This is a genomic window from Streptomyces sp. NPDC034099, from assembly GCF_055575415.1.
Map to the genome: position 1 here is coordinate 646,414 of NZ_JBVISR010000001.1, position 24,938 is coordinate 671,351.

General features: G+C 73.5%; 18 protein-coding genes. 5 read left to right on the top strand and 13 right to left on the bottom strand.

Annotated elements, in window-relative coordinates:
• Positions 1-2: 2 nt before the first annotated feature.
• Together ACZ56V_RS02965 and ACZ56V_RS02970 are read right to left on the bottom strand one after the other, a co-directional pair.
• Positions 3-749 (bottom strand): response regulator transcription factor, encoded by a 747-nt coding sequence (locus ACZ56V_RS02965; RefSeq protein WP_356364238.1) that lies wholly within the window; start codon positions 747-749, stop codon positions 3-5.
• Positions 746-2,038: an ATP-binding protein gene (locus ACZ56V_RS02970; protein WP_076976262.1), complete on the bottom strand. Its 1,293-nt coding sequence runs from the start codon at positions 2,036-2,038 to the stop codon at positions 746-748. Before ACZ56V_RS02970 ends, ACZ56V_RS02965 begins: the two co-directional genes overlap by 4 nt.
• Positions 2,039-2,218: 180 nt before the next feature.
• Here ACZ56V_RS02970 and ACZ56V_RS02975 point away from each other — a divergent pair, with 180 nt between their 5' ends.
• The gene (locus ACZ56V_RS02975; protein WP_468938754.1) at positions 2,219-3,613 is read left to right on the top strand and encodes a PspC domain-containing protein; all 1,395 of its coding nucleotides are present in this window, start codon (positions 2,219-2,221) and stop codon (positions 3,611-3,613) included.
• Positions 3,600-3,839: a hypothetical protein gene (locus ACZ56V_RS02980; RefSeq protein ID WP_467380483.1), complete on the top strand. Its 240-nt coding sequence runs from the start codon at positions 3,600-3,602 to the stop codon at positions 3,837-3,839. The genes ACZ56V_RS02975 and ACZ56V_RS02980 overlap by 14 nt, the downstream gene beginning before the upstream one ends.
• A gap of 16 nt (positions 3,840-3,855) precedes the next feature.
• On the opposite strand, the gene ACZ56V_RS02985 is transcribed toward ACZ56V_RS02980, so the two are convergent.
• From ACZ56V_RS02985 to ACZ56V_RS02995, 3 genes are all read right to left on the bottom strand, one after another.
• Positions 3,856-4,383, bottom strand: coding sequence for a DoxX family membrane protein (locus ACZ56V_RS02985; RefSeq protein ID WP_467380481.1), 528 nt, complete (start codon positions 4,381-4,383; stop codon positions 3,856-3,858).
• Positions 4,384-4,523: 140 nt separating this feature from the next.
• Positions 4,524-5,819: a hypothetical protein gene (locus tag ACZ56V_RS02990; protein ID WP_467380479.1), complete on the bottom strand. Its 1,296-nt coding sequence runs from the start codon at positions 5,817-5,819 to the stop codon at positions 4,524-4,526.
• 171 nt (positions 5,820-5,990) lie between these two features.
• The gene (locus tag ACZ56V_RS02995; protein WP_356364220.1) at positions 5,991-6,794 is read right to left on the bottom strand and encodes a class II aldolase/adducin family protein; all 804 of its coding nucleotides are present in this window, start codon (positions 6,792-6,794) and stop codon (positions 5,991-5,993) included.
• Between the two features lie 127 nt (positions 6,795-6,921).
• Between ACZ56V_RS02995 and ACZ56V_RS03000 the strand changes: the two genes are divergently transcribed.
• Positions 6,922-7,407 (top strand): pyridoxamine 5'-phosphate oxidase family protein, encoded by a 486-nt coding sequence (locus tag ACZ56V_RS03000; RefSeq protein ID WP_468938759.1) that lies wholly within the window; start codon positions 6,922-6,924, stop codon positions 7,405-7,407.
• Positions 7,408-7,422: 15 nt separating this feature from the next.
• Here the strand turns inward: ACZ56V_RS03000 and guaA are convergent, their stop codons facing one another.
• Positions 7,423-9,003: a glutamine-hydrolyzing GMP synthase gene (gene guaA / locus ACZ56V_RS03005; RefSeq protein ID WP_356364214.1), complete on the bottom strand. Its 1,581-nt coding sequence runs from the start codon at positions 9,001-9,003 to the stop codon at positions 7,423-7,425.
• Between the two features lie 356 nt (positions 9,004-9,359).
• On the opposite strand from guaA, the gene ACZ56V_RS03010 reads away from it, so the two are divergent.
• Positions 9,360-9,647 carry a chorismate mutase gene (locus ACZ56V_RS03010; protein WP_198601811.1) on the top strand — a complete coding sequence of 96 codons (288 nt, stop codon included), beginning with the start codon at positions 9,360-9,362 and terminating at the stop codon, positions 9,645-9,647.
• Between the two features lie 356 nt (positions 9,648-10,003).
• Positions 10,004-11,017, top strand: a complete 1,014-nt coding sequence (locus tag ACZ56V_RS03015; protein ID WP_468938763.1) for an LPXTG cell wall anchor domain-containing protein — start codon at positions 10,004-10,006, stop codon at positions 11,015-11,017.
• A 135-nt stretch (positions 11,018-11,152) separates the two neighbouring features.
• Here the strand turns inward: ACZ56V_RS03015 and ACZ56V_RS03020 are convergent, their stop codons facing one another.
• The 7 genes from ACZ56V_RS03020 to ACZ56V_RS03050 form a co-directional block, all read right to left on the bottom strand.
• Positions 11,153-12,988 carry a GMC oxidoreductase gene (locus ACZ56V_RS03020; RefSeq protein ID WP_398912334.1) on the bottom strand — a complete coding sequence of 612 codons (1,836 nt, stop codon included), beginning with the start codon at positions 12,986-12,988 and terminating at the stop codon, positions 11,153-11,155.
• Between the two features lie 38 nt (positions 12,989-13,026).
• The gene (locus ACZ56V_RS03025; protein ID WP_398912333.1) at positions 13,027-14,640 is read right to left on the bottom strand and encodes a succinic semialdehyde dehydrogenase; all 1,614 of its coding nucleotides are present in this window, start codon (positions 14,638-14,640) and stop codon (positions 13,027-13,029) included.
• A 162-nt stretch (positions 14,641-14,802) separates the two neighbouring features.
• Complete coding sequence (locus tag ACZ56V_RS03030; RefSeq protein ID WP_398912332.1) at positions 14,803-16,506, bottom strand: serine/threonine-protein kinase; 1,704 nt, start codon at positions 16,504-16,506, stop codon at positions 14,803-14,805.
• A 91-nt stretch (positions 16,507-16,597) separates the two neighbouring features.
• Positions 16,598-17,701: a serine/threonine-protein kinase gene (locus tag ACZ56V_RS03035; RefSeq protein ID WP_398912451.1), complete on the bottom strand. Its 1,104-nt coding sequence runs from the start codon at positions 17,699-17,701 to the stop codon at positions 16,598-16,600.
• A 93-nt stretch (positions 17,702-17,794) separates the two neighbouring features.
• A complete protein-coding gene (locus ACZ56V_RS03040) occupies positions 17,795-19,558 on the bottom strand; it encodes a protein kinase domain-containing protein (RefSeq protein ID WP_467380469.1) in 1,764 nt (587 codons plus the stop codon).
• A 145-nt stretch (positions 19,559-19,703) separates the two neighbouring features.
• Positions 19,704-22,634, bottom strand: a complete 2,931-nt coding sequence (locus tag ACZ56V_RS03045) for a protein kinase (protein ID WP_468938767.1) — start codon at positions 22,632-22,634, stop codon at positions 19,704-19,706.
• Positions 22,635-22,820: 186 nt separating this feature from the next.
• A complete protein-coding gene (locus ACZ56V_RS03050) occupies positions 22,821-24,902 on the bottom strand; it encodes a serine/threonine-protein kinase (RefSeq protein WP_468939356.1) in 2,082 nt (693 codons plus the stop codon).
• Positions 24,903-24,938 lie beyond the last annotated feature (36 nt).

Below are 24,938 nucleotides of genomic sequence, written 5' to 3' on the forward strand. Positions count from 1 at the left end.
CGTCAGACCAGCCGCCGCGCGGTTGCCCAGCGGGTCAGCTCGTGCCGGTTGGACAGCTGGAGCTTGCGCAGGACCGCCGAGACGTGGGACTCGACCGTCTTGACCGAGATGTACAGCTGTTTGGCGATCTCCTTGTACGCGTAGCCGCGGGCGATCAGGCGCAGCACCTCGCGCTCGCGCTGGGTGAGCCGGTCCAGGTCCTCGTCGACGGGCGGCGCGTCCGTGGAGGCGAACGCGTCGAGGACGAAGCCGGCCAGCCGCGGGGAGAACACGGCGTCCCCCTCCTGGACGCGGAAGACGGAGTCGACCAGGTCGGTGCCGGTGATGGTCTTGGTGACATAGCCCCGGGCGCCGCCGCGGATCACTCCGATCACGTCCTCCGCCGCGTCCGAGACGGACAGGGCGAGGAAGCGGACGGGCCGCTCGGCGTCGCTCATCAGGGGCGCGCAGCGGCGCAGCACCTCGACCCCGCCGCCGCCGGGGAGGTGGACGTCGAGGAGCACGACCTCGGGGCGGGTCGCGGTGATGACCGTGACGGCCTGGTCGACGTCGGCGGCCTCGCCGACGACCTCGACCCCGGTCTCGGCGGTCTGGCCGATCTCGGCCTGGACGCCGGTGCGGAACATCCGGTGGTCGTCGACGAGCACCACGCGCACGCGGCGCTCCCCCGCGCCACCACTCGCCGGCTGTGCGGGCTCGGCCGCCTCGCCCGCTCCCGCCGTTCCGTTCGCCTCGGTCGGGTCGCTCATGACGTCTTCTCCGCCCTCTCCATTTCCAGTTCGACCTCCGTGCCGCCGTCCGGCACCGCGCGCAGCCGCGCCGTGCCCCCGTTGCGCTCCATGCGGCCGATGATCGATTCTCTGACGCCCATGCGGTCGGCGGGTATCGAGTCGAGGTCGAAGCCGGGGCCGCGGTCCCGGACGGACACGAAGACCGTCCTGCCCTCGACTTCGGCGTAGACCTGTACGGCGCCGCCCTCGCCACCGTACTTGGCCGCGTTCACCATCGCTTCGCGCGCGGCCTGCATCTGTGCGCTGACGCGCTCGTCGAGGGGGCAGTCGCCGACGACGACCACCTCGAGGGGGACGCCGTGCTTGTCCTCGACCTCCGCCGCGTTGCGCTTCACGGCCTCGGCGAGGGTGGTGGGCTCGTCGTCCTCGTCCTTGCCGTTGCCCTCCGGTTTGTAGAGCCAGGAGCGCAGGTCCCGCTCCTGGGCCCGGGCCAGGCGGCGCACCTCGCCCGCGTTCTCCGCGTTGCGCTGGATCAGGGTCAGGGTGTGCAGCACCGAGTCGTGGACGTGGGCGGCGACCTCGGCGCGCTCCTGCGCGCGGATGCGCATCAGCCGCTCCTCGGACAGGTCCTGCGTCATCCGCACCAGATAGGGGCCGGCGAGCAGCGTGATGCCGACGAGGACGGCGAGGGCGGCCTGGAGGACGGAGCCGAGGTGGGCCGCGGAACCCTGGAGGACGAAGATGCCGGTGACCCCGGCCGTCACCAGCAGGACGCCGGCCACCGAGCGCAGCAGGGTGACCGTGCGGCGGTGGCGTCCCACCTCGGCCCAGCGGGCCCGGCGCGCGTTGTCCGCCTGGCGCCAGACGAGGGCGACGCCGGCGCCGACGAGCACGGTCGGCCACAGGTAGGCCTTGGCGCCGCCGCCGAGGTCGACGTTGCCCACGAAGACCAGGGCGACGACGACCATGAGGAGCAGGGCGACCATCTGCCCCTTGTCCGGCTTGCGGGCCACGAGTCTGCGGCGGCCGTCCGGCCCGGCCTCGGAGGTGACGAGCGACGGCGGCTTCTGCGCCTCCACTCCCCCGACGCCCAGCGGTACGAAGAACCAGAAGGCCGCGTACAGCAGCGCGCCCAGGCCGTCGGCCATGAACAGGCCGACGAACGCGAACCGCACCCAGATGACGGGCAGCCCGAGATGCCCGGCGAGCCCCCGCGCCACCCCACCGAGCCAGCGTCCGTCGCTGCTCCGGTAGAGCTTGCGCGGCGGCCGCGGTTCGACGACGGGTGCTGCTGCGGCTTCCGGCATGACACCGATGGTCACACGGGTGCGTGAGCCGCAGCATCAGGGTCGTTCCCCCAATCACCCCTGATCTTCGGGCCGCGCGTGCCTCGAACACTGCCCGGGCGCGGAGTCAGGGCCGATATCAGGGTCCGACCAGGGTCGAACCGGCTGCCGCCACGGCGCCGCGCCCGTCACCATGGACCCATGACAGATCACGAGCGCGCCGCGACGGGTTCCGGACCCGGCTCCGGCCCGCGCCCCCCGCGGGGCGCCGGGCCGCAGGACGCCGCGTCCGCCGCGGACGCCGGTGCGGCCGCCCCCGGGCCGCCGCACCGGTTCCGGCGCGACCGGCGGCACAAGGCGCTCGCCGGAGTGTGCGCCGGCCTCGGCCGGCAGTGCGACCTGGACCCGGTGATCTTCCGGATCACCCTCGCGGTGCTCTCCGCGACCGGCGGCATCGGTCTCCTCTTCTACGGCTTCGCCTGGCTCTTCGTCCCCTACGACGACGAGGAGGAGAACGAGGTGCGCAAGCTGCTGACCGGCCGGGTCGACGGCCATGCGCTGACGGCCGTGCTCTTCGCCCTGGTCGGCTGCGGGGTCTTCCTCACCATGCTGCGCAACGGCGGCGTGCTGACCTTCGCCGTCGTCCTCTCGCTGCTCCTCGCGGGCGCCGGGTACTGGTCGGGGCACCGCAGGGCCCCAGAACCGGACCCGCTCTCGGCCCAGGCCGTCGCCGACGCCCCGCCGGAGGCCCAGGCGCCGCCGATCATGTACACCTGGCCCTCCTGGTGGCGCGAGCCCATCGTCAAGGACGGCACCCACGACGGCGGGACGGGCTACATGTGGGGGCCGCCGGGCTCCGCGGAACGTGACATCGCGGCGGCCGTCAACATCGGCCGCGGGATCCCGGGGCGTCGCGATCGCGGTCCGGCGGGCGACCGCGACCCCTGGTCCCCGCGGACGCGCGGTCCCCGCGGCATCGGCGGCTGGGTGTTCCTGCTCGCCCTGCTGGCCGGCTTCCTCGGGACCCGGCTGACCTGGGACGACCGCCCGCTGGGCACCAGTCTGCAGACGGGCCTGGCGTGCGCGCTGGCGGTCTTCGGCCTCGGTATCGCGGTCAGCGCCTTCCTCGGGCGCACGGGAGCCGGTTCGATCTTCCTGGCCGTCATCACCGCGGGCCTGCTGGCCGGATCGGCCGCCGTTCCGGAGAACGTCGGGACCGAATGGGTCCGGACCACCTGGAAGCCGGTGGTGGCGGCCGACGTGCGCGACCAGTACGACGTCGGCGCGGGCAGCGGCACCCTCGACCTGTCCCGCCTCGACCTGGCCGAGGGACAGACCGTGACCACCCGGGCCGACGTGGGCATGGGCCGAATACGGGTCGTCGTGCCGCGGGACATGACCGTGTGGCTGAACGTCGAGGTGGGCGTGGGCGACATCCAACTGCCCGGCGACGACGAGAAGGACGTGGACGTGGCACCCGGCAAGCACGAGGAGATCACCCTGTCCCCCACCGGGGGCGGCAAGGACGCCGGCACGCTCGACCTCGACCTCCAGGTCGGCGTCGGTCAGGCGGAGGTGTCCCGTGCTGCGTCATAGGTTCCAGCCCGGTCGGCTGGTGGCCGGCCTCTTCCTGATGCTGGCCGGCGTCCTCTACGCCGGTGACGCGGGCGGCCTCTGGGAGACGCCGTGGTTCGTGGTGATCCCCGTCGTCTCGGGCGGGCTCGGCATCGCGGGCGCGGTCGGGGTCGTGGCCCGGGCCGTGCACCGGCGCCGCGGGGAGCCCGCGCCGCCGGACGGGCCCCGGGCGGACCTTCCCCGCTGACGCCGCCGGGCCGTCCCTACCGGTACCCGCCCGTCCGACGCCTGCGCCGGGAGCGCAGTACGGCGTCCAGCGACAGCAGCGGCGCGCCCGCGAGGACGAGGGGGAGCCAGGCCATGAGGTAGGCGAGGTCGTTGCCGTAGTAGTAGGGATCGGAGGCCCAGCTGACGGTCAGCCACAGGCTGAGCGAGATCAGCGCACCGCCCAGCGCCGCCAGGCGGGCGAGCAGCCCGAGCAGGGTGCCGATGCCGACGGCCAGCTCGCCCAGGGCGATGGCGTAGCCGAATCCGGGCGGGTTCTTCAGCGCGAGGTCGACCAGCGCGGGGACGGCCGAGGAGTCGCGGACGGCACGCATCATGTCGCCGACGGAACCGGCGCCCGCGTCCTTCATGAAGGCGCTGTCGGTGAGCTTGTCCAGACCGGCGTAGATGAAGGTGACACCGAGGAAGATGCGTAGCGGAAGGAGGGCGTAGCGGCCGGCGTCGTCCCGCCAGTCCCTGCGGCCCTCGGGTGAGATGTGGACGTCCGTCCGCATACCGTGCGTCATCACTGCCAGCCGCCTCTCGCCGTGCATGCCCGGACCCCCCACAGACCATACGTACGACGGACGGGCCCTGCTCAACCCCTCGGCAACCGGTTTCTCGCCGTCGGTCGCGGCGGACCGCCCGCCGGGGCGGGCGGGAGGTGTCAGTCCGTCACGTCGATCGCGTACCGGTTGGTCTCCACACCCGCGCCCGTCACCACCTGGACGTCCACCCGGCCCGGTTCCACGTCCGCCGGGACGGGGACCGTCAGCAGGTCGTCCGTGGGATTGCTGAAGCCGCCCGTCACCGGGACCAGGGGCACGTGGACGTTGACCGCGCCGATGCGGACGACCATCCGGGACAGCCGGTCCGCCCGCTGGGCACCCGGCGGCACGAAACCCGCGCCACGGATCTCGATGTCGTCGCCGGTGCGGATGGGCGCGTCCAGGTCACCGGCCTCCCGCGCCCGGACCACGGAGAGGATCACCGGCCGGCCGCCCTCGGCGTACTTACCGGCCACGTAGGTCGCCGCCGAGACCAGCGCCACCACCGCCAGTCCCCAGGGCAGGTCGGGCAGTTGCTCCGGGCGCCGGGCCAGCCGTACCGCCGCGAACACCAGGGCCACGGTGGTGATCACGACGTACTGGATGTCGGCGAAGGTCCCGCGGCCCGCGTCGTCCGTCAGCAGGTCGGAGGCGCGCGGCCGGTCGGCCCGTACCTTCTGCAGCCGCTGCCCCAGGACGCGCAGTCCGACCACTCGCCGTACCAGGACCGCGATCCCGCAGACCACCGCGAGCACGGTCACCGCGCCGGTGCCGCGCCCGAGTTCGAGACCGGAGATCAGCGCGTCCCGCCGGTCGTGCCCCGAGGCGACGGCCAGTTGCCCGGCGAGCACCAGCACGGCGTAGGCGACGAAGAGGACCCAGGCCGCCGCCACCGCGCGCGAGGTGGACAGGCGGTTGTCCTCGCCGATGACCGGCGCCAGCGCCCCGCCCCTGGCCCGGTGGAACCACGACGCGGCCGTCAGCGCGCCGGCCACCACCAGCGCCGCCGCGAGTCCGGCGGTGCGCGCCGCCGACCAGCCCGCACCGATCGCGGTGAGCGCCTGTCCGAGCAGCAGCAGGACGACCGCGGCCCACACGACGACCGTCGTGCGCCGGCCCAGCGCCGCGAGCCAGGCGTCGCCCTCGGCCCGGCCCCGTTCGGCGACGGCTTCCGCCGACTGGGTCAGCTCCTCCGAGACCCATTGCCGGGAGGCGGAGGCCGAGTGGGCCACCGCGGCCGGCAGCCCCTGCCCGGCCGCGAACTCGTCCCGCCGCAGCAGGAACGCGGCGACCGCCCTGCGGTGCCCCTCCCGGGCACCGTGCGGGCAGTCCCCGCAGGTGCAGCCGCCGCCGTGGGCCGCCTCGTACGCGTCCCTGTCCGAGCCGCTCCCGCGTCTCGCCTCCTGCACCGCCACGCCCGACGCCCGCCTTCCCGCACCCGGTAAGTCCCTTGGAACGACAGCGAATTGTGCCGTACCGCGGCCCGCGTCCGCGCGCCACCCCGTCTAACGTCTGCTCAGCGCGGGTGATGCCCGGACCGCCGTGTTGACACGGCCGCGAGCCACCCCGAGCCACCCCGGGCACGGTCAGTCGAACAGGTCCGGTTCGCGGCGGGTGACCTCCTGCCACAGCGGCTGGTAGTTGATCCACGCCACCAGGTCGCCGCCGAGCTGTTCCCGGGTCGCCACGGCCTGCCGGTGGTCGATCAGCGTCGGCCGCCCCGCCGCCTTCGCCAGCAGCTGCACCTGGCAGGACCGTTCCAGGGACAGGAACCACCAGGCCGCCGCGTCCACCGAGTCGCCGACCGTCAGCAGCCCGTGGTTTCGCAGCACGAGCGCCTTGCCGGAGCCCAGCACCCGCGCGATGCGCCGCCCCTCCTCGGCGTCGACGGCGACGCCCGAGTAGGAGTCGTACAGGGCGTGGTCCTCGTAGAAGGCGCAGCTCTCCTGGGTGATCGGTTCGAGCAGCTCGCCGAGGGCCGACAGCGCGCGCCCGTGCACCGAGTGGCAGTGGGCGACCGCGACGACGTCCGGGCGGGCCGCGTGGACCTGGGAGTGCACGGTGAAGGCGGCCTGGTTCACATGGTGGCCGCCCTGCACCACCTGGCCCTCGGAGTTGGCCAGCACCAGATCGCTCACCGTGATGTGGGCGAAGGGCACGCCGAACGGGTTGACCCAGAAGCAGTCGGTGTACTCGGGGTCGCGGGCGGTGATGTGCCCCGAGACCCCGTCCTCGAACCCGGACCGCCCGAAGAGGCGCAGCGCGCAGGCGAGCCGTTCCTTGCGGTGCCGGCGCTCGTCCTCGACCGAGTCGTGCCTGGGCGGCATGGCGAACCGCAGCCGGCCGGTGGGCAGCGGCGGGGGCTCGGCGGCCCCGGGCGTCCCGTGCATGTGTTCTCTGTCCTTCGGCGCCGGATGTGCCTTACGGGCCGGAAGTTACCGGCGGTGCGGCCGGGAGGACAGTTCCGGGGGCCAATACGCGACAGAGGGTGTCGGTTTTCACGTTCACACTCGGCGTATGACGTCACGCACCCCTGTGAACTGGGCCGGGTTCGCCGCCGCCGAACCCGCCCTGGCCGACACCGTCGAGGCGCGCTTCGGCGCGTACACCCACCACGTCCTCGCCACCCTCCGCAAGGACGGCTCGCCCCGCACCACCGGCCTGGAGGTGCGCTTCCTGGGCGGCGAGCTGTGGCTCGGGATGATGCCGCACTCGCTGAAGGCGCTCGACCTGCGCCGCGATCCGCGCTTCGCGCTCCAGGCGAACCCGGGGGACGGCACCGGCATGGGCGGCGGGGACGTGCGGATCGCCGGGCGGGCCGTCGAGGTCGAGGACCCCGGGACGAAGGCCGGATACGTGGAAGAGGTGGAACCGCCGGAGCCGTTCCACCTCTTCCGTACCGAGCTGACGGAGGTCGTGCGGACCTACGTCGAGGACGACAAGTACCTCGTCGTCGAGATCTGGCAGCCCGGCGAGCCCGTGCGCACGATCAGGCGCACGTAGGGAGCGCCCGCGGGCTCACTCCCACTCGATCGTGCCCGGCGGCTTCGACGTCACGTCGAGGACGACGCGGTTGACGTCCTTGACCTCGTTGGTGATCCGGGTCGAGATCTTGGCGAGCACGTCGTACGGCAGCCGGGACCAGTCGGCGGTCATGGCGTCCTCGGAGGAGACCGGCCGCAGGACGATCGGGTGGCCGTAGGTGCGGCCGTCGCCCTGGACGCCGACGGAGCGGACGTCCGCGAGCAGCACCACGGGGCACTGCCAGATGTCGCGGTCGAGGCCGGCCGCGGTCAGCTCCTCGCGGGCGATGGCGTCGGCCTCGCGCAGCAGGTCGAGCCGCTCCTTGGTCACGTCGCCGACGATCCGGATGCCGAGGCCGGGGCCCGGGAACGGCTGGCGCTGGACGATCTCGTCCGGCAGGCCCAGTTCCTGGCCGACCATCCGGACCTCGTCCTTGAACAGCTGGCGCAGCGGCTCGACCAGCTCGAACTCGATGTCGTCGGGGAGGCCGCCCACGTTGTGGTGGGACTTGATGTTGGCGGTGCCGGTGCCGCCGCCGGACTCGACGACGTCCGGGTAGAGCGTGCCCTGCACGAGGAAGGCGACCTCGGGGCCGTCCTCCTGCATGATCTCCAGCTGCGCCTGCTCGAAGACCCGGATGAACTCGCGGCCGATGATCTTCCGCTTCTCCTCGGGGTCGGAGACCCCGGCCAGCGCCTTGAGGAACCGCTCCTCGGCGTCCACGACCTTCAGCTGGACGCCGGTCGCGGCGACGAAGTCCTTCTCGACCTGCTCGGTCTCGCCCTTGCGCATCAGGCCGTGGTCGACGTAGACGCAGGTCAGCTGGGAGCCGATGGCCTTCTGGACGAGGGCGGCGGCGACCGCGGAGTCCACGCCGCCGGACAGGCCGCAGATGGCGCGCTTGTCGCCGACCTGCTCGCGGATGGCGGCGACCTGCTCCTCGATCACGTTGCCCGTGGTCCAGTCGGGGCTCAGGCCCGCGCCCCGGTACAGGAAGTGCTCCAGCACCTGCTGCCCGTGCGTGGAGTGCATCACCTCGGGGTGGTACTGGACGCCGTAGAGCTTCTTCTCGTCGTTCTCGAAGGCGGCGACCGGGACGACGTCCGTGGAGCCGGTGACGGTGAAGCCCTCGGGGGCGGCGGAGCAGGCGTCGCCGTGCGACATCCACACGGCCTGCTGGGCCGGGGTGCCCTCGAAGAGGGTGGAGGACGGCTTGGAGACCTCGAGGTCGGTGCGGCCGTACTCACGGGCGCCGGAGTTGTCGACGGTGCCGCCGAGGGTCTGCGCCATCAGCTGGAAGCCGTAGCACATGCCGAAGACGGGGACGCCGGCCTCGAACAGGGCGCGGTCGAGGGTCGGGGCGCCCGGCTCGTACACCGACGAGGGGCCGCCCGAGAGGATGATGGCCGCCGGGTTCTTGGCGAGGATCTCCTCGACCGGCATGGAGCTCGGCACGATCTCGCTGTAGACCCGCGCCTCGCGGACACGACGGGCGATGAGCTGGGCGTACTGCGCGCCGAAGTCGACGACCAGGACGGTGTCGGGGGCGGCGGCAGCGGGAGTCGCTGATGACACGGGGTGCCTTCCGGCGGTCGGGCGGGGGGCTTGTGCTCCCGATTCTACCGAGCTGGGCGGGTGACCCGGCCCCGCCGTCGGCCGCCGCCGTCGCCCCTCCCCCGGTCACGGCCCGGGTCTCACCATCCGAACCGGCTTGGACACCGACCGTCGCCGGGGCATACTGGGCCCATGCACAAGCACCAGGCGTTCCTGTTTATCTATGGCAACCGGCCCACCGGCTGCCATGGTCGTGCTGCTTGAGCAACTGACAAGCGACTTCCCAGGCGCCCCGGGCCGACAAGGTCCGGGGCGCCTGCCGTGTACGGACCGTGCCGGTCCCGGGTGCCGCCCCCCTTCGGCGAGGAGCCACCGACATGACCGTCACCGCAGCAGACAAGACCGGCGCCCACACCCCCGAGGCCGCCGACGTGATCACCGGCGCCCGGGAGCGCATCGACTCCCTGGACGACCGGATCATCGGGCTGATCCAGGAACGGATGGCCGTCTCCGCAGTGATCCAGGAGGCGCGGATCACCTCCGGCGGCCGGCGGGTCAACCTGTCCCGCGAGATGGAGGTGCTCGACCACTACCGGCAGGCGCTGGGCAAGCCGGGTACGGCGCTGGCGATGACGATGCTGGAGCTGTGCCGCGGGCGCGTCTGAGGTCCGCGGCACGACCGGGCATCGTCGTATCTGAGTTCGGGCCCCTTCTCACCCGTACGGCGCGTGACCGGTACGCGAGCGGCTTCGTTGGTCCCGGTGTCCGTGTCAGCCAGGGGCGGGCCCGAGAGAACCACGCGTGGCTCACTGGAGCGATGAGACGTACGGATCATCCCGTGCGTCGTGGGACCTCGCTCCAGGAAGTGACCGGACGGCAGGGGACAGCAGCCCGGTCACCCAGAACGGCCGGCTCCGGGGACGCCCGGGGCCGGCCGACGGAACGGGGTAGTGACCCAGCACACATAAGGATTCTGTGAATACGGGGACAACCATTCACAGGTTCCACTGATCAAACGGGCATGAAGCTTCGTCGCGCCCTGGCCGCAGCCGCCGTCACGGCAGTGATCTCCCCCGTCGCGCTGCTCGCGGCCCCGGCCGCCTCCGCGACCGTCAGTACGTCGCCGTCCCCGTCCGCCTCTTCGGACACCTCACCGCCCCAGAGCGGGTCGACGGGCGAGACCTCGCCCGCACCGAGCGACTCGACGAGCCCGGCCACGAGTTCGCCCGGCTCCCCGACCTCCCCGCCCCCGAGCACGACGGGCGAGGGCACTCCCGCCCCCGACGGCTCGCAGACGACCACGTCCGCCCCCGCGGCCCCGTCGCCGAGCACCTCCGCGCCCGAGGAGACCGAGACCCCGGTCCCCGAGCCGTCGGTGTGCGAGGACACCAAGGTCGACGTCGACATCGAGGGCCTGCCCGGCGAGATAGCGGCGGGCAGCGGCTGGCACGAGTTCTCGCTGAACGTGGCGAACAACTCCGGCTCGACGCTCCAGAACCTCGAATACCTGGCCGGCGCCTCCGCCGACCGCGACGGCGAGGAGCTGTTCGAGAGCGAGAAGGTCCGCCTCCAGGCCTGGAACGCCGAGGACAAGACCTGGGAGAACCTCGACGAACTCGGCTACGCGGTCGGCTACATCGGTTACACCGACGAACTGGCCCCCGACTACGAGGTCGACATCCCGCTGCGGATCGACGTGCGGGCCGGTGCGCCGGTCGGCACGGGCTTCACCCTCGGCGCGACGATCTACGGCGACGCGGACGGCCGGTGCACCGGCTTCGGCGACGTCGCCTACAGGTTCCGGATCGTGGCCCCCGGCACGGACACGGAGGGCACCCGGCCGCAGGAGGGCGGCAAGGCGCCCGTCGCCGCCGAGAAGCCGGCCGCCGACACCCCGGAGGTCACCGGGAGCCTCGCCGCGACCGGCTCCAGCTCCGCGCTGCCGGTGATCGGCGTCGTCGGCGGGCTCGCCGTGGTCGTCGGCGGCGGCGCGGTGTTCGCGGTGCGGCGGCGCAGGACCGGTTCGGACACCTGACGCCCGCGGGAGCGGCGTGACACAGGCTGGGTGAGCGGGACCCGCGCTCGGAGGGGGGTGCGGGTCCCGCTCACCTTTTCTTTTTCTCTTCTCTTCTCGCTTCTTGCTTCTCGCTTCTTGCTTCTTCTGAGGCCGCTACTTCTTCGGCGGCACCGTCGGCACGTTCAGGAACGGCAGCCGCAGCGCGCCGAAGGCCTTCTCCGGTACGGCCGGCGATCGGGGCTCGACGGCGGCCACGCGTGCGTACCCGGTGCCCTGCGCGGGGCGCGGGTCGCTCTCGCCCTTGTTCGGCCAGTACGACATCGCGCGCTCGGCCTGCGCCGTGATGGTCAGGGACGGGTTGACACCGAGGTTGGCCGAGACGGCGGCGCCGTCGACGACCGAGATGCCGGGATGGCCGTAGAGGCGGTGGTACGGGTCGATGACGCCGGTCTCGCGGGAGGCGCCGATCGGGCAGCCGCCGAGGAAGTGGGCGGTGAGCGGGGTGCCCATCAGCTCGCCGACGTTGGAGCCGGCGAAGCCGTTGATCTCGGCGGCGAGTGCGGAGGCGCCCTCGGTCGCGGCCTTGATCTGCTTGGGGTTGGGCGAGCCGTGGCCCTGGCGCGCGGTGAGCAGGCCCTTGCCGACGCCGTTCGGTTTCAGGTGCGTGGACAGGGAGTTGTCCAGGGACTGCATGACCAGGCCGATGATGGTCCGCTCGGACCACTTGCGGTTGGACAGCGAACGCAGGACCAGCAGCGGGTGCTTGGCCGCGTGGCCCAGGAAGCCCAGGACGCGGGACGTGCCCGAGGCGGTCTGCCCGGCGTAGGGGACCTGGAGGATGGACAGGCCGCCCATCGAGTTGGAGCCCTTGCCGTAACGCACCGGCTCGATGTGGGTGTTGGGGTCCGGGTGGATCGAGGACGTGATGGCGACGCCGCGCGTGAAGTCGGCCCGGGCCTCGCCGGTGGCGCTGCGGTAGCGCCGGTCGTCGGTCTGGGCGCCGACCAGTGCCTCGGAGTTGGTGCGGGTCAGCTCGCCGAGCTTGTCGGATATGTAGGGGAGCTGGCCGCCCGCCTTCATGCGGTGCAGCAGCGTCTGGGTGCCGTAGGTGCCGGCGGCTATGACGACGCGGCGGGCGGTGAAGGTGCGGCCCGGGTCCGTGCTTCCGCGCTTCCCGCGCTTCTTGCGGTCGGTGGGGAGCGTGGCGACCGCGAAGCCGCCGCGCGAGTCGTCCGTGACGGACACGACCGTCGTCATCGGGTGCACGACGGCGCCGGCCTTCTCGGCGAGGTACAGGTAGTTCTCGTTGAGGGTGTTCTTCGCGCCGTGCCGGCAGCCGGTCATGCACTCGCCGCACTCGTTGCAGGCCTTGCGGTCGGGGCCCGCGCCGCCGAAGTACGGGTCGGGCACCTGCTGACCCGGCCCGGCCTTCGCCGTGCCGTCGGCGTCCTCGCCGTCGCCGAAGAAGACGCCGACCGGCGCCATGTGGAAGGTGTCGCCGCAGCCCATCCGCTCGGCGGCCGCCTTCAGGTGCACGTCGGAGGGGGTCATCGTCGGATTGAGACGGACGCCCAGCATGCGCTTGGCCTGGTCGTAGTACGGGGCCAGTTCCTCGTGCCAGTCGGTGATGTCGCGCCACTGGGGGTCGTCGAAGAAGGGCTTCGGCGGCACGTAGAGGGTGTTGGCGTAGTTGAGGGAGCCGCCGCCGACCCCGGCTCCTGCCAGGACCATGACATTCCCGAGCAGGTGGATGCGCTGGATGCCGAACATGCCGAGCTTCGGCGCCCACAGGTAGTTCTTCAGGTCCCAGGAGTTCCTGGGCAGCGACTCGCGGGTGAAGCGGCGGCCCGCCTCCAGGACTCCGACGCGGTAGCCCTTCTCGGTGAGGCGGAGGGCGGAGACGGAGCCGCCGAAGCCGGACCCCACGACGAGGACGTCGTAGTCGTACCCGTTCTCGTCCCGGGTCTGGACAGAGTTCTCCTGCGACACGTGCTCTCCTCGTTGAGAACGGGCGGTGGTGGGGTGGATCAGCGGAAGCGGAATGCCTTCATCAGCCGCAGGCTCCGGCTCATGAACGCCGCGTACTTCTCGTCGTCCATTCCCAGCGAGGGCGCCATCGGCAGCAGCCGCTGGTGGGCGACGGTCTGGGCCTCGGTGTACTTGAGGATGCCCTCGGAGCCGTGCCGGCGGCCGAGGCCGGAGTCCTTCATGCCGCCCATCGGGGACTGGACGCTGCCGTAGGCGGGGGCGTACCCCTCGTTGATGTTGACGGTCCCGGTGCGCATCCGCGCGGCGACCTCGTGGCCGCGCCGGGAGTTCTTCGTCCACACCGAGGAGTTCAGGCCGTACGGCGTGGAGTTGGCCTGGTCGACGGCCTCGTCCTCGGTCGTGAAGCGGTAGACGGAGACGACCGGGCCGAAGGTCTCCTCGGTGCACACGGTCATGGGGGCCACGACGCCGTCGAGGATCGTCGGCTCGTAGAAGTACGGGCCGATGTCCGGGCGGGCGACCCCGCCGGCGACGAGCTTGGCGCCCCGCTCCACGGCGTCCGCCACGTGTGCCTTCACGGTCTCCAGCTGCCGCTCCCCCACCAGCGAGCCCATGTCGGCGCCGTAGGAGAGGGAGGTGCCGAGCCGCATGGCCCTGGTGCGGGCGGCGAAGCGCTCCAGGAAGGCGTCGGCGACGGACTCGTGGACGTAGAGCCGCTCGATGGAGATGCAGAGCTGGCCGGCCGAGGAGAAGCAGGCGCGTACGGCGCCCGCCGCGGCCTTCTCGATGTCGGCGTCATCGAGGACCAGCATGGCGTTCTTGCCGCCGAGTTCGAGGGAGACGCCGACCAGGCGGGCGGCGGCACCCTGGGCGACCTCGCGGCCGGTCCGGGTGGAGCCGGTGAAGGAGACGTAGTCGGCATGCCTGACGACCTCGGGGCCGACGACCGGGCCCTCGCCGAGGACGACCTGGAAGACCTCGGCGGGCAGACCGGCCTCGATCAGCAGGTCACGGGCCCACAGGGCGGTCAGGCAGGTCTCGGTGTCGGGCTTCATCACGACGGCGTTGCCCGCGACGAAGGCGGGGAGCGCGTCGCCGACGGACAGCTCCAGCGGGTAGTTCCACGGGGCTATCTGGCCGACGACGCCGCGCGGGTGGCGCAGCTCGGTGACCTTCGTCAGGGTCGGTACGGCGCCGGTGTGCCGCTTGGGGCGCAGGTACGCGGGGGCCCTGCGGCCGTAGTGCCGGGCGGCGACGGCGACGGCCTGGACCTCCTCGTGGGCGTGCAGGCGGGCCTTGCCGGTCTCCAGCTGGATGAGGTCGAGGACCTCGGCCTGGCGCTCCAGGACCAGGTCGTGGAAGCGCAGCAGGACCGCGGCGCGCTGCCGTACCGGCGTGCGCGCCCACACGGCCTGGGCGGCGCGGGCCCGCTCGAAGGCCGCGGCCACGTCCTCGGGCGTCGACTCGGGCAGGTCGGCCAGCTTCTCGCCGGTGAACGGGGTGTGGTTGGCGGTGCGGCCGGACCCGGCCACGCCCTTGGTGAGCTGGGCGACCAGCTCGGGCGTGACCACGTCGGCAGCGGTGCGGGTGCCCTCCGGGGTGGGGGCGAGGGGGTTCGTGCCGGTGAGTTCCGGGGCCTGCGCGTCCGTCATGAGCCGCAGGGTATGACGCCGCGCGGGCTTTGTGTACCCGTCGGTAATGCGGATTCACGGTGATTCACCGAGTGCTCACATGCCGCCAGTGATCGCTGGCAACAAACCCGCTGATCAGGGCGTTGTGCGGAAGGTCGGGACGCGATCCCTTCTTTTACCGGCTCAGAGGCCGGCCACCTCCCAGTTGGCGATCACCGTCCGGGCGATCTCCCGGCCCTCGTCGGCGAAATAGCCCTCGCGCGGGTAGTCGATCGAGACCTTGTACATGTCGCCGTTGTCGGCCCGGTAGTACAGGATGTGGAACTCGCGCGCGCGGGGGTTCTGCGTGTCCGCGGTCGTGTACGCGATGGTGTTCTCGGCGGCCTTCTCGCCCTTGTACTCGGTCTCGCTCGGCTCGCCCTCGGGCGCGGGATCGGCGGCGAAGTTCCAGGAGTACTCGCCGTCCTTGAGCGTCTCCCAGTCCGCCCAGGCGTTGGCGCCGGCGGTGTCCGGGATCTCGTTGGTCTTGTCGTCGTCCTTGATGTCCCGGTCCACCGAGACGGTGACGGCGCCGCTCGGGTCGGCGAAGGTCTCGTTGGTGCCGTCCCAGTCCTCCGCGTGCTTCGCCTTCACGAACTCGGCGGGCACCCCGACGCTCATGCGGACCTTGCCGTCGAGCTTGTGCTGCTTCCAGCCCTCCGGGAGGGGTCCCGCGAAGGGGTCCGCGACGACCAGGTACGACGCCACCGCCGCCGCGACGACCACCGCGCCGAGGGTGATCCACGCGTTGCGGCCCAGCCGGACGCTCCAGCGGGACGCGGGCGCCGCGCCCGGCTGCTCGGGCCCGTCCAGCCGCACCACCTGGGTGGGCGGCGGCGCCGGCGGGTTCGCGGCGGCGTCCAGGAGGGCGCGGACCCGGGTGGCGTCCGGGCGGCGCGCCGGGTCCTTGTCCAGCAGGCCGGTGATCACCTCGGCCAGCGGGCCCTGCGCGGAGGCGGGCGGCGCGGGCGTGGCGTTGAGCACCGACTGCAGGGTGGCGGGGGTGTTGCTGCGGCGGAACGGCGAGACGCCCTCCGTCGCCGCGTACAGCACCACGCCCAGGGACCACAGGTCGCTCGCCGGGCCGGGGCGCTGGCCCAGCACCCGCTCCGGGGCGATGTACTCGGGCGAGCCGACGAAGCCGCCGGTGTCGGTCAGGCTGGTCTCGCCCTCGATCTGGGCGATGCCGAAGTCGGTGAGGACGACCCGGTCGTGCCGGCCGAGCAGGACGTTGTCCGGCTTCACGTCCCGGTGCAGGACGCCTGCGGCGTGCGCGGCCTCCAGCGCGCCGAGTACTTCCAGGCCGACGCGGGCCGCCTCGCGCGCGCTCAGCGTGCCCTCCTGGAGTGCGTCGCCGAGCGAGCGCCCGCGCACGAGTTCCATCACGATCCACGGCTGCTCGTCCACGACCGCCACGTCGTGCACGTCGACCACGGCGGGGTGGTCGAGCCGGGCGGCGGCGCGCGCCTCGCGGCGCATCCGCTCGAAGGCGTTGGCCCGTTCGCGTTCGGGAAGGTGGTCGGGGACGCGGGGTTCCTTGACGGCGACCTCGCGGTCGACGGTCTCGTCCTTGGCCCGCCACACCGTGCCCATGCCGCCGTGCCCGAGCCTGGCGATCAGGCGGTACCGGCCGGCGATGAGCCGCCCGGCACCCGGGTCCGGCGCGGCGGGCGAGGGGCCGGGCGCCGGAGGTGTGGACGACGCGGACTGCGACCGCGGCGGTACGACCTGCGTGGGTGTCGCGTACGGATTGCCGGGATGCGGCACGCCGGCCGGCGGGTTCGGTGGTCGCAGGTCGAAACTGGTCGGCTCGTCCGCCCCGCTGCGGGGCCCCCCGTTGCTGCTCATGGTCCATCCATACCGCGCCGGGCGCGCGCCTTTCCACCGCCGGTGCGCGTCGGTCACAGACCCGTGACGCGGGTTGCCGCTTATCTCCCGTTTAGGTACCGGTGCCGGAACCGGAGGCGGTCGGCGACGCCGACTCCGTCGTCGGCGGCGTCGGGGTGGGCGTCGGCGTGGCGGGCACCGAACTCGTCGGCGTACCACCCCCGTCGTCGCCTCCGTCCGCGAGCAGCGCGGCCGCCGAGACGCCCGCACCCGCCGCCGCGACGACCAGCAGCACCGCCATGAGCACGCTCCGCTTCACGCTCGGTCGCGCGCGCGGGGGCTCGCCGGTCGCGGCCTGCGCCGGTGTCGCGGGCGTACGGCCCGTGCTGAGGAAGGCGCGCAGCATCCGCTGTGCCGACGCCGCGTCCAGCCGCCGTCGCGGGTCGCGTTCCAGCAGGCCCCGTACGACCGGGAGGAGCGGTGCGGCCTGCGCGGGCGGACGGATCTCCTCGGTGACCACGGCATGCAGGACGCCGCCCAGCGAGTCGCGGTGGAAGGGGGACGCGCCGCTGAGGACCGCGCACAGCAGCACGCCCAGCGACCACAGGTCGGACTCGGGCCCGGTCCCGGCACCGGACATCCGCTCCGGCGCGGTGTATTCGGGGGAACCGACGAAGGAACCGCTCTCGGTGAGCGTGGTGGCGCCCGCGACCTGGGCCACCCCGAAGTCGGTGAGGACGACCCGGCCGTCCTCGGCGATCAGCACGTTCGACGGCTTCACGTCCCGGTGCAGGATGCCCGCCGCGTGCGCCGTGCCCAGGGCGTCGAGCAGGGCGATGCCGATGCGGGCGGCCTCGGTGGCGTCGACGGGGCCGCGGCTGAGGACGCGGTCGGCGAGTGAGCCGCCGTCGACCAGTTCCATGACCATGTACGCGCGTTCGTCGTCCTCGACCACGTCGTGCACGACGATGACGTGCGGGTGCCGCAGCTGGGCGACCGCGCGGGCCTCGCGCAGGGTGCGCTCACGGCGCCGTCGGGCCTCGGCCGCGGAGAGCGTCTCGTCGAGGGGCAGCGCCTTCACGGCCACCTCGCGGGCGAGCAGTTGGTCGGTGGCCCGCCACACGATCCCCATGCCGCCGTGGCCGAGCCGCTCGTGGAGCCGGTAACGGCCCGCGACGAGACGCCCGCCCGCCCCCTCGGTCACCATGCGTCCCATCATGCCCCACCGGACGCACCCGCTCCGGGCCGCTGTCACACGGGTGGCCGACAACCGACGGGCGCGTGAGCGGCGTTGCGCCGACGGCGCGGATCAGCCGGTCTTCTCCTGCCAGCTCTGCAGCACCGCCTTGAACCGCCGCTCCGTGGTCGGCCAGTCGCTCGCCGGTCCCGACATGTTGAGGGCGTACTCGACACCGTCGCGGGACATGTACGTCTGCGACACGGCGCGGCGCGGTCCGGGGAACTCGGTGTCCTTCGCCAGCGCGGTGAAGGTGTACTCCCACCGGGCGCTGTCGCGGTCGCGGTAGCCGGCGCGTTCCAGGCTGACGCGCCGGTAGTCGACCAACCGCTGGCGGAGTTGCGCGTCCAGGTCCTGCAGGTGGACGTACGGGTCGTTGTAGTCCGGCGCGGTGTCGACGGATATGCGGAGGAAGTGTTCGCCGCCGTCGGGGGTGTAGTCGATCTGCCGCAGTTCGCCGCTGTCGCCGTCGAAGTCCTTCCGCTGCCAGTTCTCGGGCAGGTAGAGGCTGAAACCCAGCGGGTCGTCGCGGCGTGTCCAGTCGGCCGGGACGGAACCGCCGGGGCCCTTGCCGGTCGTGCCGGAGGCGGAGGGAGAAGGGGAGGCGGACGACCCCTGGGTGGGGTCGGCGCCGGCCGACGAGCCGCCGTCGTCGCGCTGTTGCAGGACCACGGCGGTGCCCGCGCCGATGAGCGCGGCGACGGCGACGACCAGGGCGAGCGTGCGCATGCGGACCCGCCGGGCGCGTCCGGGAGCCGGGCCGCCTGCCGCCGGTGCCATCGGGTAACCCGGCGCGGTGTGCCCGGTCGGGGCCGGGCCGACCGTCGTGGGGCCGGTCGTCGGCGGGTACGGCGTGGCGGTGCTCCCGCCGGTGTGCCCCGGTGCGCCCGGCATCCCGGGTGCCGTCGACGACCCGGGCGTCCCCGGAGCCCCCGGCATCCCCTGCTGGGCCGTGTCGCCCGCCTGCGGCGGGGGCCCCGTGTACTGGGTGGTCGGCACGTACGCCTGGGCCGCGTCCGGGCGCCGGCCCTCGGCCGCCTGGGCGAGCAGGTGCTCGGCCTCGGTCGCGTCGGGCCGCTCGGCCGGGTCCTTGCGCAGCAGGGCGCTGATGACGGGCGCGAGCGCACCGGCGTACCGGGGCTCGGTGGCCTCCTCCTCGACGACCGCCTGCATGGTGGTGAGCGGGGAGGTGCGGCGGAACGGCGATCTGCCCTCCACCGCCGTGTACAGCGTCGCGCCGAGCGCCCACAGGTCGGAGGACGGTCCGGGGTCGTGGCCGCGGACCCGCTCGGGCGCGAGGTAGTCGACGGAGCCGACGACCTCTCCGGTCCTGGTGATGGTGGAGTCGCCCTCGATCTGCGCGATGCCGAAGTCGGTGAGCAGCACCCGGCCGTCGTCGGCGAGCAGCACGTTGCCCGGTTTGACGTCGCGGTGCAGGACGCCGGCGGTGTGCGCGGCGCGCAGGGCACGCAGCACCCACAGGCCGATCCGGGCCGCCTCCCGCGGGTCGACCCGCTCCTCGTCCTTGACGGCGTCGGCCAGCGAGCGGCCTTCCACCAACTCCATGACGATCCACGGCCGGCCGTCGTGTTCGAGTACGTCGTGCACGGTGACGACGGCCGAGTGGTTGATCCGCGCCGCCGCGCGCGCCTCGCCCCGGGTGCGCGCCAGGAGTATGGCCTGGTCGCTCTCGGAGACGTAGAGCGCGGCGGTCAATTCCTTGATGGCGACGGTCCGGTGCAGCACCTCGTCGTGTGCGCGCCACACCCGGCCCATGCCGCCGCTGCCGATGGCTTCCCCGAGCCGGTAGCGTCCCGCGACGAGCCGGCCCTGCATCTGATTCACGTTGCCCCGCAATGGTCTTGTCAGGGCCACATTAGGGACCGGCTCCCGTCCGGGGAACGGGTGGGGTGGGATGGAAACCGCCTTGTGACGGTTGTCGCTTTCCGTGACGGGAGGCAACCATCGGGCCGAACTGTACTCAGCGCGTGTACTGGTAGGTGGCCGAGGCCTGTTCGAACAGCCTGCTCACCTCGTCACGCTCCGCCTCCGGACCACGGACCTGCACCACGTGGTAGCGCCCGTCGATCAGGACGGCGACGTTGCGCACGTACAGCTCGCCGCCGGCGGCGGTCCAGGTGAACTGCCCCTCCGCCATGGTCCGTCCGCCGACCTCGATGGTCTTCAGGCCGCTGGAGGTGGCCCAGCTGGAGGCGCGGTACGACGCCAACTCCGGTTCGCTGTCGCGCTGGTAGGCCATCGGGTCGTCGCCGAACTCGGAGGTGCGGTCGCGGCCCGGTACGACGATCAGCTCGAAGTCGCCCTTGCCGTAGACGACCTGGCCGCTGCCGTTGCGGGGCGTGCGGTTCCAGCCGTCGGCGACGGCGACGCGGAAGCCTTCCGGGTCCTTGCGCAGGGTGAAGCCGTCGGCGACGTTGGACTGGGTCTCGGTGCCGCCGGCCGTCCGCGAGGCGTCGGGGTCGGGCTTCGGGGAGGTCTGGTCCGGCCGGGGCTCGCTGCTGACGTCCGGCGACTTGGCGGGCGGCGCCTGGCTCGCCTCGTCGGCGGCGCCGGTCCGGTCGGCGGTGCCGGTGCCGTTGGTGTCGTCCTTCGGCATGAAGAACATGGCGTACGCGACCGCGACCGCCATCGCCATCAGTATCAGCAGGAGCAGGGTCCGGCCGAGGCTGCGTGGGGAGCGGCCGGTCTCCGGCCTGTCCCGTTTGTGCCGTCCATGGTGCGCGGGCAGCCCGGCACGCCGCCTGCGCACCAGCTCGCCGCGGCGGCGCACGATCGGCAGTCGGCCGGTCTCGACGGGCGGCGCCGAGATGACGTGCAGGCCCGCCTCCGGCTCGGGGGCGGACCGTACGAGTGAACGCAGCCAGCCGCTCAGCTCCTCGAACTCGATGCGCTCGATGGGGTCCTGACGCAGCAGCGACTCCACGACCGGCCGCAGCGGCCCGCACTCCTCGGCGAACGCCGGCGGCTCCGCGCACACGATCTGCACCAGCTCGGCGGTCGACTCCTCCGGATAGGGCGCGTGTCCCTGTACGGCGCGGAAGAGCAGCGCGCCCAGGGCCCACAGGTCGGTGGCGGGGCCGATGGGCGCGGCCAGCTGCCAGTTCTCGTGCACCGGACCGGCCTGCTCCGGCGCCCAGCGCTCGGTCACGGGCCCGACCACGGCCATCCGCGTCTGCCGGGCCCGCTCGGCGGCGAGCGCGGTGGCCGGACCACGCGGCACGGGGGCACGGGCGGCCAGGTCGTCCCAACGCGCACCGGCCACGCCCCCACCCCCCGGCACCGCGGCATCCCCCTCCGCCCGCCCTGCGACCCCGGGGGCGGATTCCCGCGCCGGGGCGTCGGTCTCGGGGGACGGCGCCGTGGCGGCACCGGGGTTGGCCTCCCGCCATGCGGCGGCGGGACCCTCGGTGCCCTCCTGCCGCGCGGTGGGCAGGGCCCGTCCGGGCGCCCCCGGTTCACCGGCCTGGCGGGGGGCGGGAAACGCCGGGTCGCCGGTGTGGGGAGCCGTGGAGGACGCCGGACCGCCCGAGGTACGGGGCGCGGCGCCGTGCCAGGAGGTGGTGCGTACGCCGTAGGGGTCGGCGATCTGCCCCGGCGGGACGGCGGCACCACCGGACGAGGCGGGGTCACCGACGCCCTCGTCGCCCCAGGGGCCACCGGACGCGGCATCGGGGTCGGGGTTGCCCGGGTGTGTCTCCCGGCCGGGAACGGTGGCGAAGCCGGACCGCCTGCTCCCCGGCCCGGGCCAGGGCCCGGCGTCCTGTGTCGTCGCGCCGGTCTCGACGCCCCGGGCTGGCCCCGCCCCGCCGGGTCCGGTGCCCGGGCCGTCTGCGTCGTCGTACGGGGTGCCGGGACCGGTGGCGTAGCCCGGGTGTCCGCCCGGCGTGCCGGGGTCGCCGGACCGCGAGGCGTCGTCGGGGGCGGGGCGGGCGCCCGGCAGCGCCGCGCGGCCGTTCTGGACCTCCTGGACGCGGGCGGCGGCCCTGGCTCCCGCGCGGTAGGCGGCGATCGCACCGGCGCGCGCGGCACGGGCGTCCCCGGCGGCGTCGAGCGACGCGGGCGCGAGCCCGGCGGGGCCTGCGCCCGGCCCCGGAGCCCCGGGCGCCGGGAGCCCGCCGACGCCGCGCGCCTCGATGGCGGCCCGCCGGGCGGCCTCGGGGTCGGCGTCACCGGGGCCGTAGACGCCGGTCCGGGGGGCGCCGTCACCGGGGCCGAAGGTCCCGTCCGGGTCGACGGCGGTGCCCGGCTCCTCGTCGGGCGGCGGGGGCACCGGGTCGTACCCGCACAGCGCCTCCTCCGCCGCCCCGACCGCCAGGCCGGTCAGCATGACCCGCCCGTCGTCGCAGACGAGCACGGTGCGCGCGGTGATGTTGCGGTGCACCCAGCCGTACGAGTGCAGCACCCGCAGCGCCAGGAGGACGTCGGAGGCCACCTCGGCCGCCCGGTACGGCGTCAGGGTCTGTTCGGCGAGCAGCGCGGCCAGCGGCCTCGCGGCCACCAGCTCGCTGACGATCCACAGCGAACCGCCCTCGGCGAAGACGTCGAAGACCTGGTCCAGGCGCGGATGGTCGGGCACCGCGGCCGCGGCCTGCGCGGCCTCGACGGCACGCCGTACCACCGGATCGGCCGGCCGCCTGGGGCCGCCGCCCGCGGCCGGGGTCCGCCTGCCGGGGTGCCGGGCGCCGGCGTCCCGGGCCGTGAAGCCGTCGGGCAGACCGTCCGCGTCGAGCACCTCGGCCTCGACGACCTCCGGCAACGGGATCTGGCGGACCAGGACTTCCTGACCGCTGTAGGTGTCGAAGGCCCGGGTCTCGGTGAGTTCGTACTCGTCGGACGGCGGCAGGGGCAGGCGGTAGCGGTCGGCGAGCACCCGTCCCGCGTAGTCGTCCACGTCGCCACCCCCGGCAGCCGTCGGTCAATTCCGTTCGTCCGGCGGGCCGTTCCGGCTGCGTACGGTCCGCAACCACTCACGATACGTGCCGGAGGCAACCCGCAATGAGCTGATGCCAGATATCGCGCGGCTCAAACCCGGGCCCGTGGGGCCCGGGCCGGAGAGCCCGCCCCCGGACCCGCCCGCTCAGGACTTGGGTTCGAAGGTCTTCGACAGCGTCCGCCAGGTGTCCCGGCGCAGATCGTCGCCCCAGTCGGCGGCCTTCGCGGTGTACATGAGCGCGTAGCCCTGGTGGTCGTTGACGACGAAGCCCCGGTCCACGGTGCGGTACTTGGTGCCGCCGTCGGTGTAGGTGAACTCCCAGTCGGCCGCGTTCCAGCCCCGGTAGCCCACCTTCTCTATGCGGATCTTCTGGTAGTTCGAGCGGACCATGTACCGCTCCTGCTTCTTCCAGTCCGCGACGGGGTCGTCCTTGGGAGTGGAGGTCCAGGCCACCAGCAGCTTCTGCCCGCGGGGGCCGGTGAACCGGTCGCCCGAGGAGCCCGTGGTGCTGAACTTCCAGCCCTCGGGCAGACCGATGCGGTAGCCCTGGTCGCCCTTGTGGGTGGCGGCCACGTCCTCGTCGTCGGACTTCCCGGCGTCGTCCGGCTCGCCGTCGCCCTCGCCGGACGCGCTCGCCCCGGCGTCCGGGGCGCCGGACGCGTCCTCGCTCGTCGCCGGGCCGGAGGCGGAGGAACCGTCGGTGCCGGTGCCGCTCTCCCCGTCCCGCTTGGTGTCGCCGCTCGCACCGGCGGAGGCCACGGGCTTGCCGCCGCTGCCGCCCTCGGCGCCCTGGTCGTCGTCGCCGCCGAGCGTGAGCGCCAGCACGGTGCCGAGCACGGCCAGCGCCACGACGACCGCGATGATGATCAGCGTCCGGCGCGGCACCACGTCGGTGAGCGGGGCCCGGGGAACGGGCCGGGCGGGCAGGTCCGGCGGCGGCACGACGGGCCAGCCGGAACTCCGCGTTCCACCGGCCGCGTTCGCCGCACCGGTCCCCGAACCGGCCGTTCCGGCGGCGCCACCGCCACCGTGACGCGTGCCCGCGCCCGGTCCCGAGGCCGATCCCGCCCTCGGCGCGGGCGGGGCGGGGGCCGTACCGGCGGACCCGTGGGCGCCGGTCGCGCCCGCGGCTCCCCCGGCTGTCCGGCCGCCGTCGTCCGGCTTGGTCCGCGAGGCGGCGGCGGCACCGGCCGCACCGGCCCCGACGGCCGCCTTGCGCACGGAACGCAGCGCTCCCCGAAGCTTCTCCCCGGCCTCCTCGCCGAGCCTGCCGCCGGACCCCTGGGCACCGCCGCGGCGCCTGCGCCCGTCCGGCTGCGGGGGCAGTGGCACCACCTTGGTGGCATCGACCGGTTCGGCCCCGGCCGCCTGCTCCGGGGCGTGGATGACCTTGTTGAGCATGGCGCGGGCGCCCGCGTCGTCGAGCCGCTGGTCGGGGTCCTTGGTGAGCAGCCCGTAGATGACGTCCCGGAGCGGGCCCGCGTTCTTCGGCTCCTCCAGGTTCTCCGTCATCACCGCGGTGAGCGTCGCGATCGCCGAGCCCCGGTCGTAGGGCGGGGTGCCCTCGACGGCGGCGTACAGCAGTCCGCCCAGCGACCACAGGTCGGCGGCCGGGCCGGGCTTGTGGCCGCGGGCGCGCTCGGGCGAGATGTAGGAGGGGGCACCGACGAGCATGCCGGTGGAGGTGATGGAGGGGTCGCCCTCGACCTGGGCGATGCCGAAGTCGGTGAGCACGACCCGGCCGTCCTCGGCGATCAGTACGTTCGACGGCTTCACGTCGCGGTGCAGGATGCCCTCGCGGTGCGCGGAGCGCAGCACGTCCAGGACGGCGAGGCCGACCTCGGCGGCGCGCCTGGGCTCCAGCAGACCGTCCTCACGGATGGCCTCGGCGAGCGACTTGCCCTCGACGAGTTCCATCACGATCCACGGCCGGTCGTCCTCCTCGACCACGTCGTACACCGTGACGGCGCTGTTGTTGCGGATCCGCGCGATCGCCTTCGCCTCGCGCAGCGTGCGCGTGATCAGGCGCCGCTTCTCCTCCTCGTCGATGTTCCCCGGGAACCGCAGCTCCTTGACGGCGACCGTGCGTCCGAGGGTCTCGTCCTCGGCGCGCCACACCGTCCCCATGCCGCCGCGGCCGAGCACGTCTCCCAGCCGGTACCGCCCGGCGAGGAGACGTGCGCTCTTGTCCGTACGGGATGTCCCCGCCCGCTCCGCCTCCGACATGCGTCCCCTCATGCAACCCGCCCTGACAGAGCCTTC

Bases quoted from the DNA above. Each gene is read 5' to 3' on its own strand.
- ACZ56V_RS02965 (WP_356364238.1), bottom strand. From the start codon at position 749: ATGAGCGACCCGACCGAGGCGAACGGAACGGCGGGAGCGGGCGAGGCG.
- ACZ56V_RS03010 (WP_198601811.1), top strand. From the start codon at position 9,360: ATGACCGTCACCGCAGCAGACAAGACCGGCGCCCACACCCCCGAGGCC.
- ACZ56V_RS03050 (WP_468939356.1), bottom strand. From the start codon at position 24,902: ATGTCGGAGGCGGAGCGGGCGGGGACATCCCGTACGGACAAGAGCGCA.
- ACZ56V_RS03000 (WP_468938759.1), top strand. From the start codon at position 6,922: ATGACGTCACGCACCCCTGTGAACTGGGCCGGGTTCGCCGCCGCCGAA.
- ACZ56V_RS03035 (WP_398912451.1), bottom strand. From the start codon at position 17,701: ATGGGACGCATGGTGACCGAGGGGGCGGGCGGGCGTCTCGTCGCGGGC.
- ACZ56V_RS02970 (WP_076976262.1), bottom strand. From the start codon at position 2,038: ATGCCGGAAGCCGCAGCAGCACCCGTCGTCGAACCGCGGCCGCCGCGC.
- ACZ56V_RS03025 (WP_398912333.1), bottom strand. From the start codon at position 14,640: ATGACGGACGCGCAGGCCCCGGAACTCACCGGCACGAACCCCCTCGCC.
- ACZ56V_RS03015 (WP_468938763.1), top strand. From the start codon at position 10,004: ATGAAGCTTCGTCGCGCCCTGGCCGCAGCCGCCGTCACGGCAGTGATC.
- ACZ56V_RS02975 (WP_468938754.1), top strand. From the start codon at position 2,219: ATGACAGATCACGAGCGCGCCGCGACGGGTTCCGGACCCGGCTCCGGC.
- ACZ56V_RS03030 (WP_398912332.1), bottom strand. From the start codon at position 16,506: ATGAGCAGCAACGGGGGGCCCCGCAGCGGGGCGGACGAGCCGACCAGT.
- ACZ56V_RS02995 (WP_356364220.1), bottom strand. From the start codon at position 6,794: ATGCACGGGACGCCCGGGGCCGCCGAGCCCCCGCCGCTGCCCACCGGC.
- ACZ56V_RS03040 (WP_467380469.1), bottom strand. From the start codon at position 19,558: ATGCAGGGCCGGCTCGTCGCGGGACGCTACCGGCTCGGGGAAGCCATC.
- ACZ56V_RS02985 (WP_467380481.1), bottom strand. From the start codon at position 4,383: ATGACGCACGGTATGCGGACGGACGTCCACATCTCACCCGAGGGCCGC.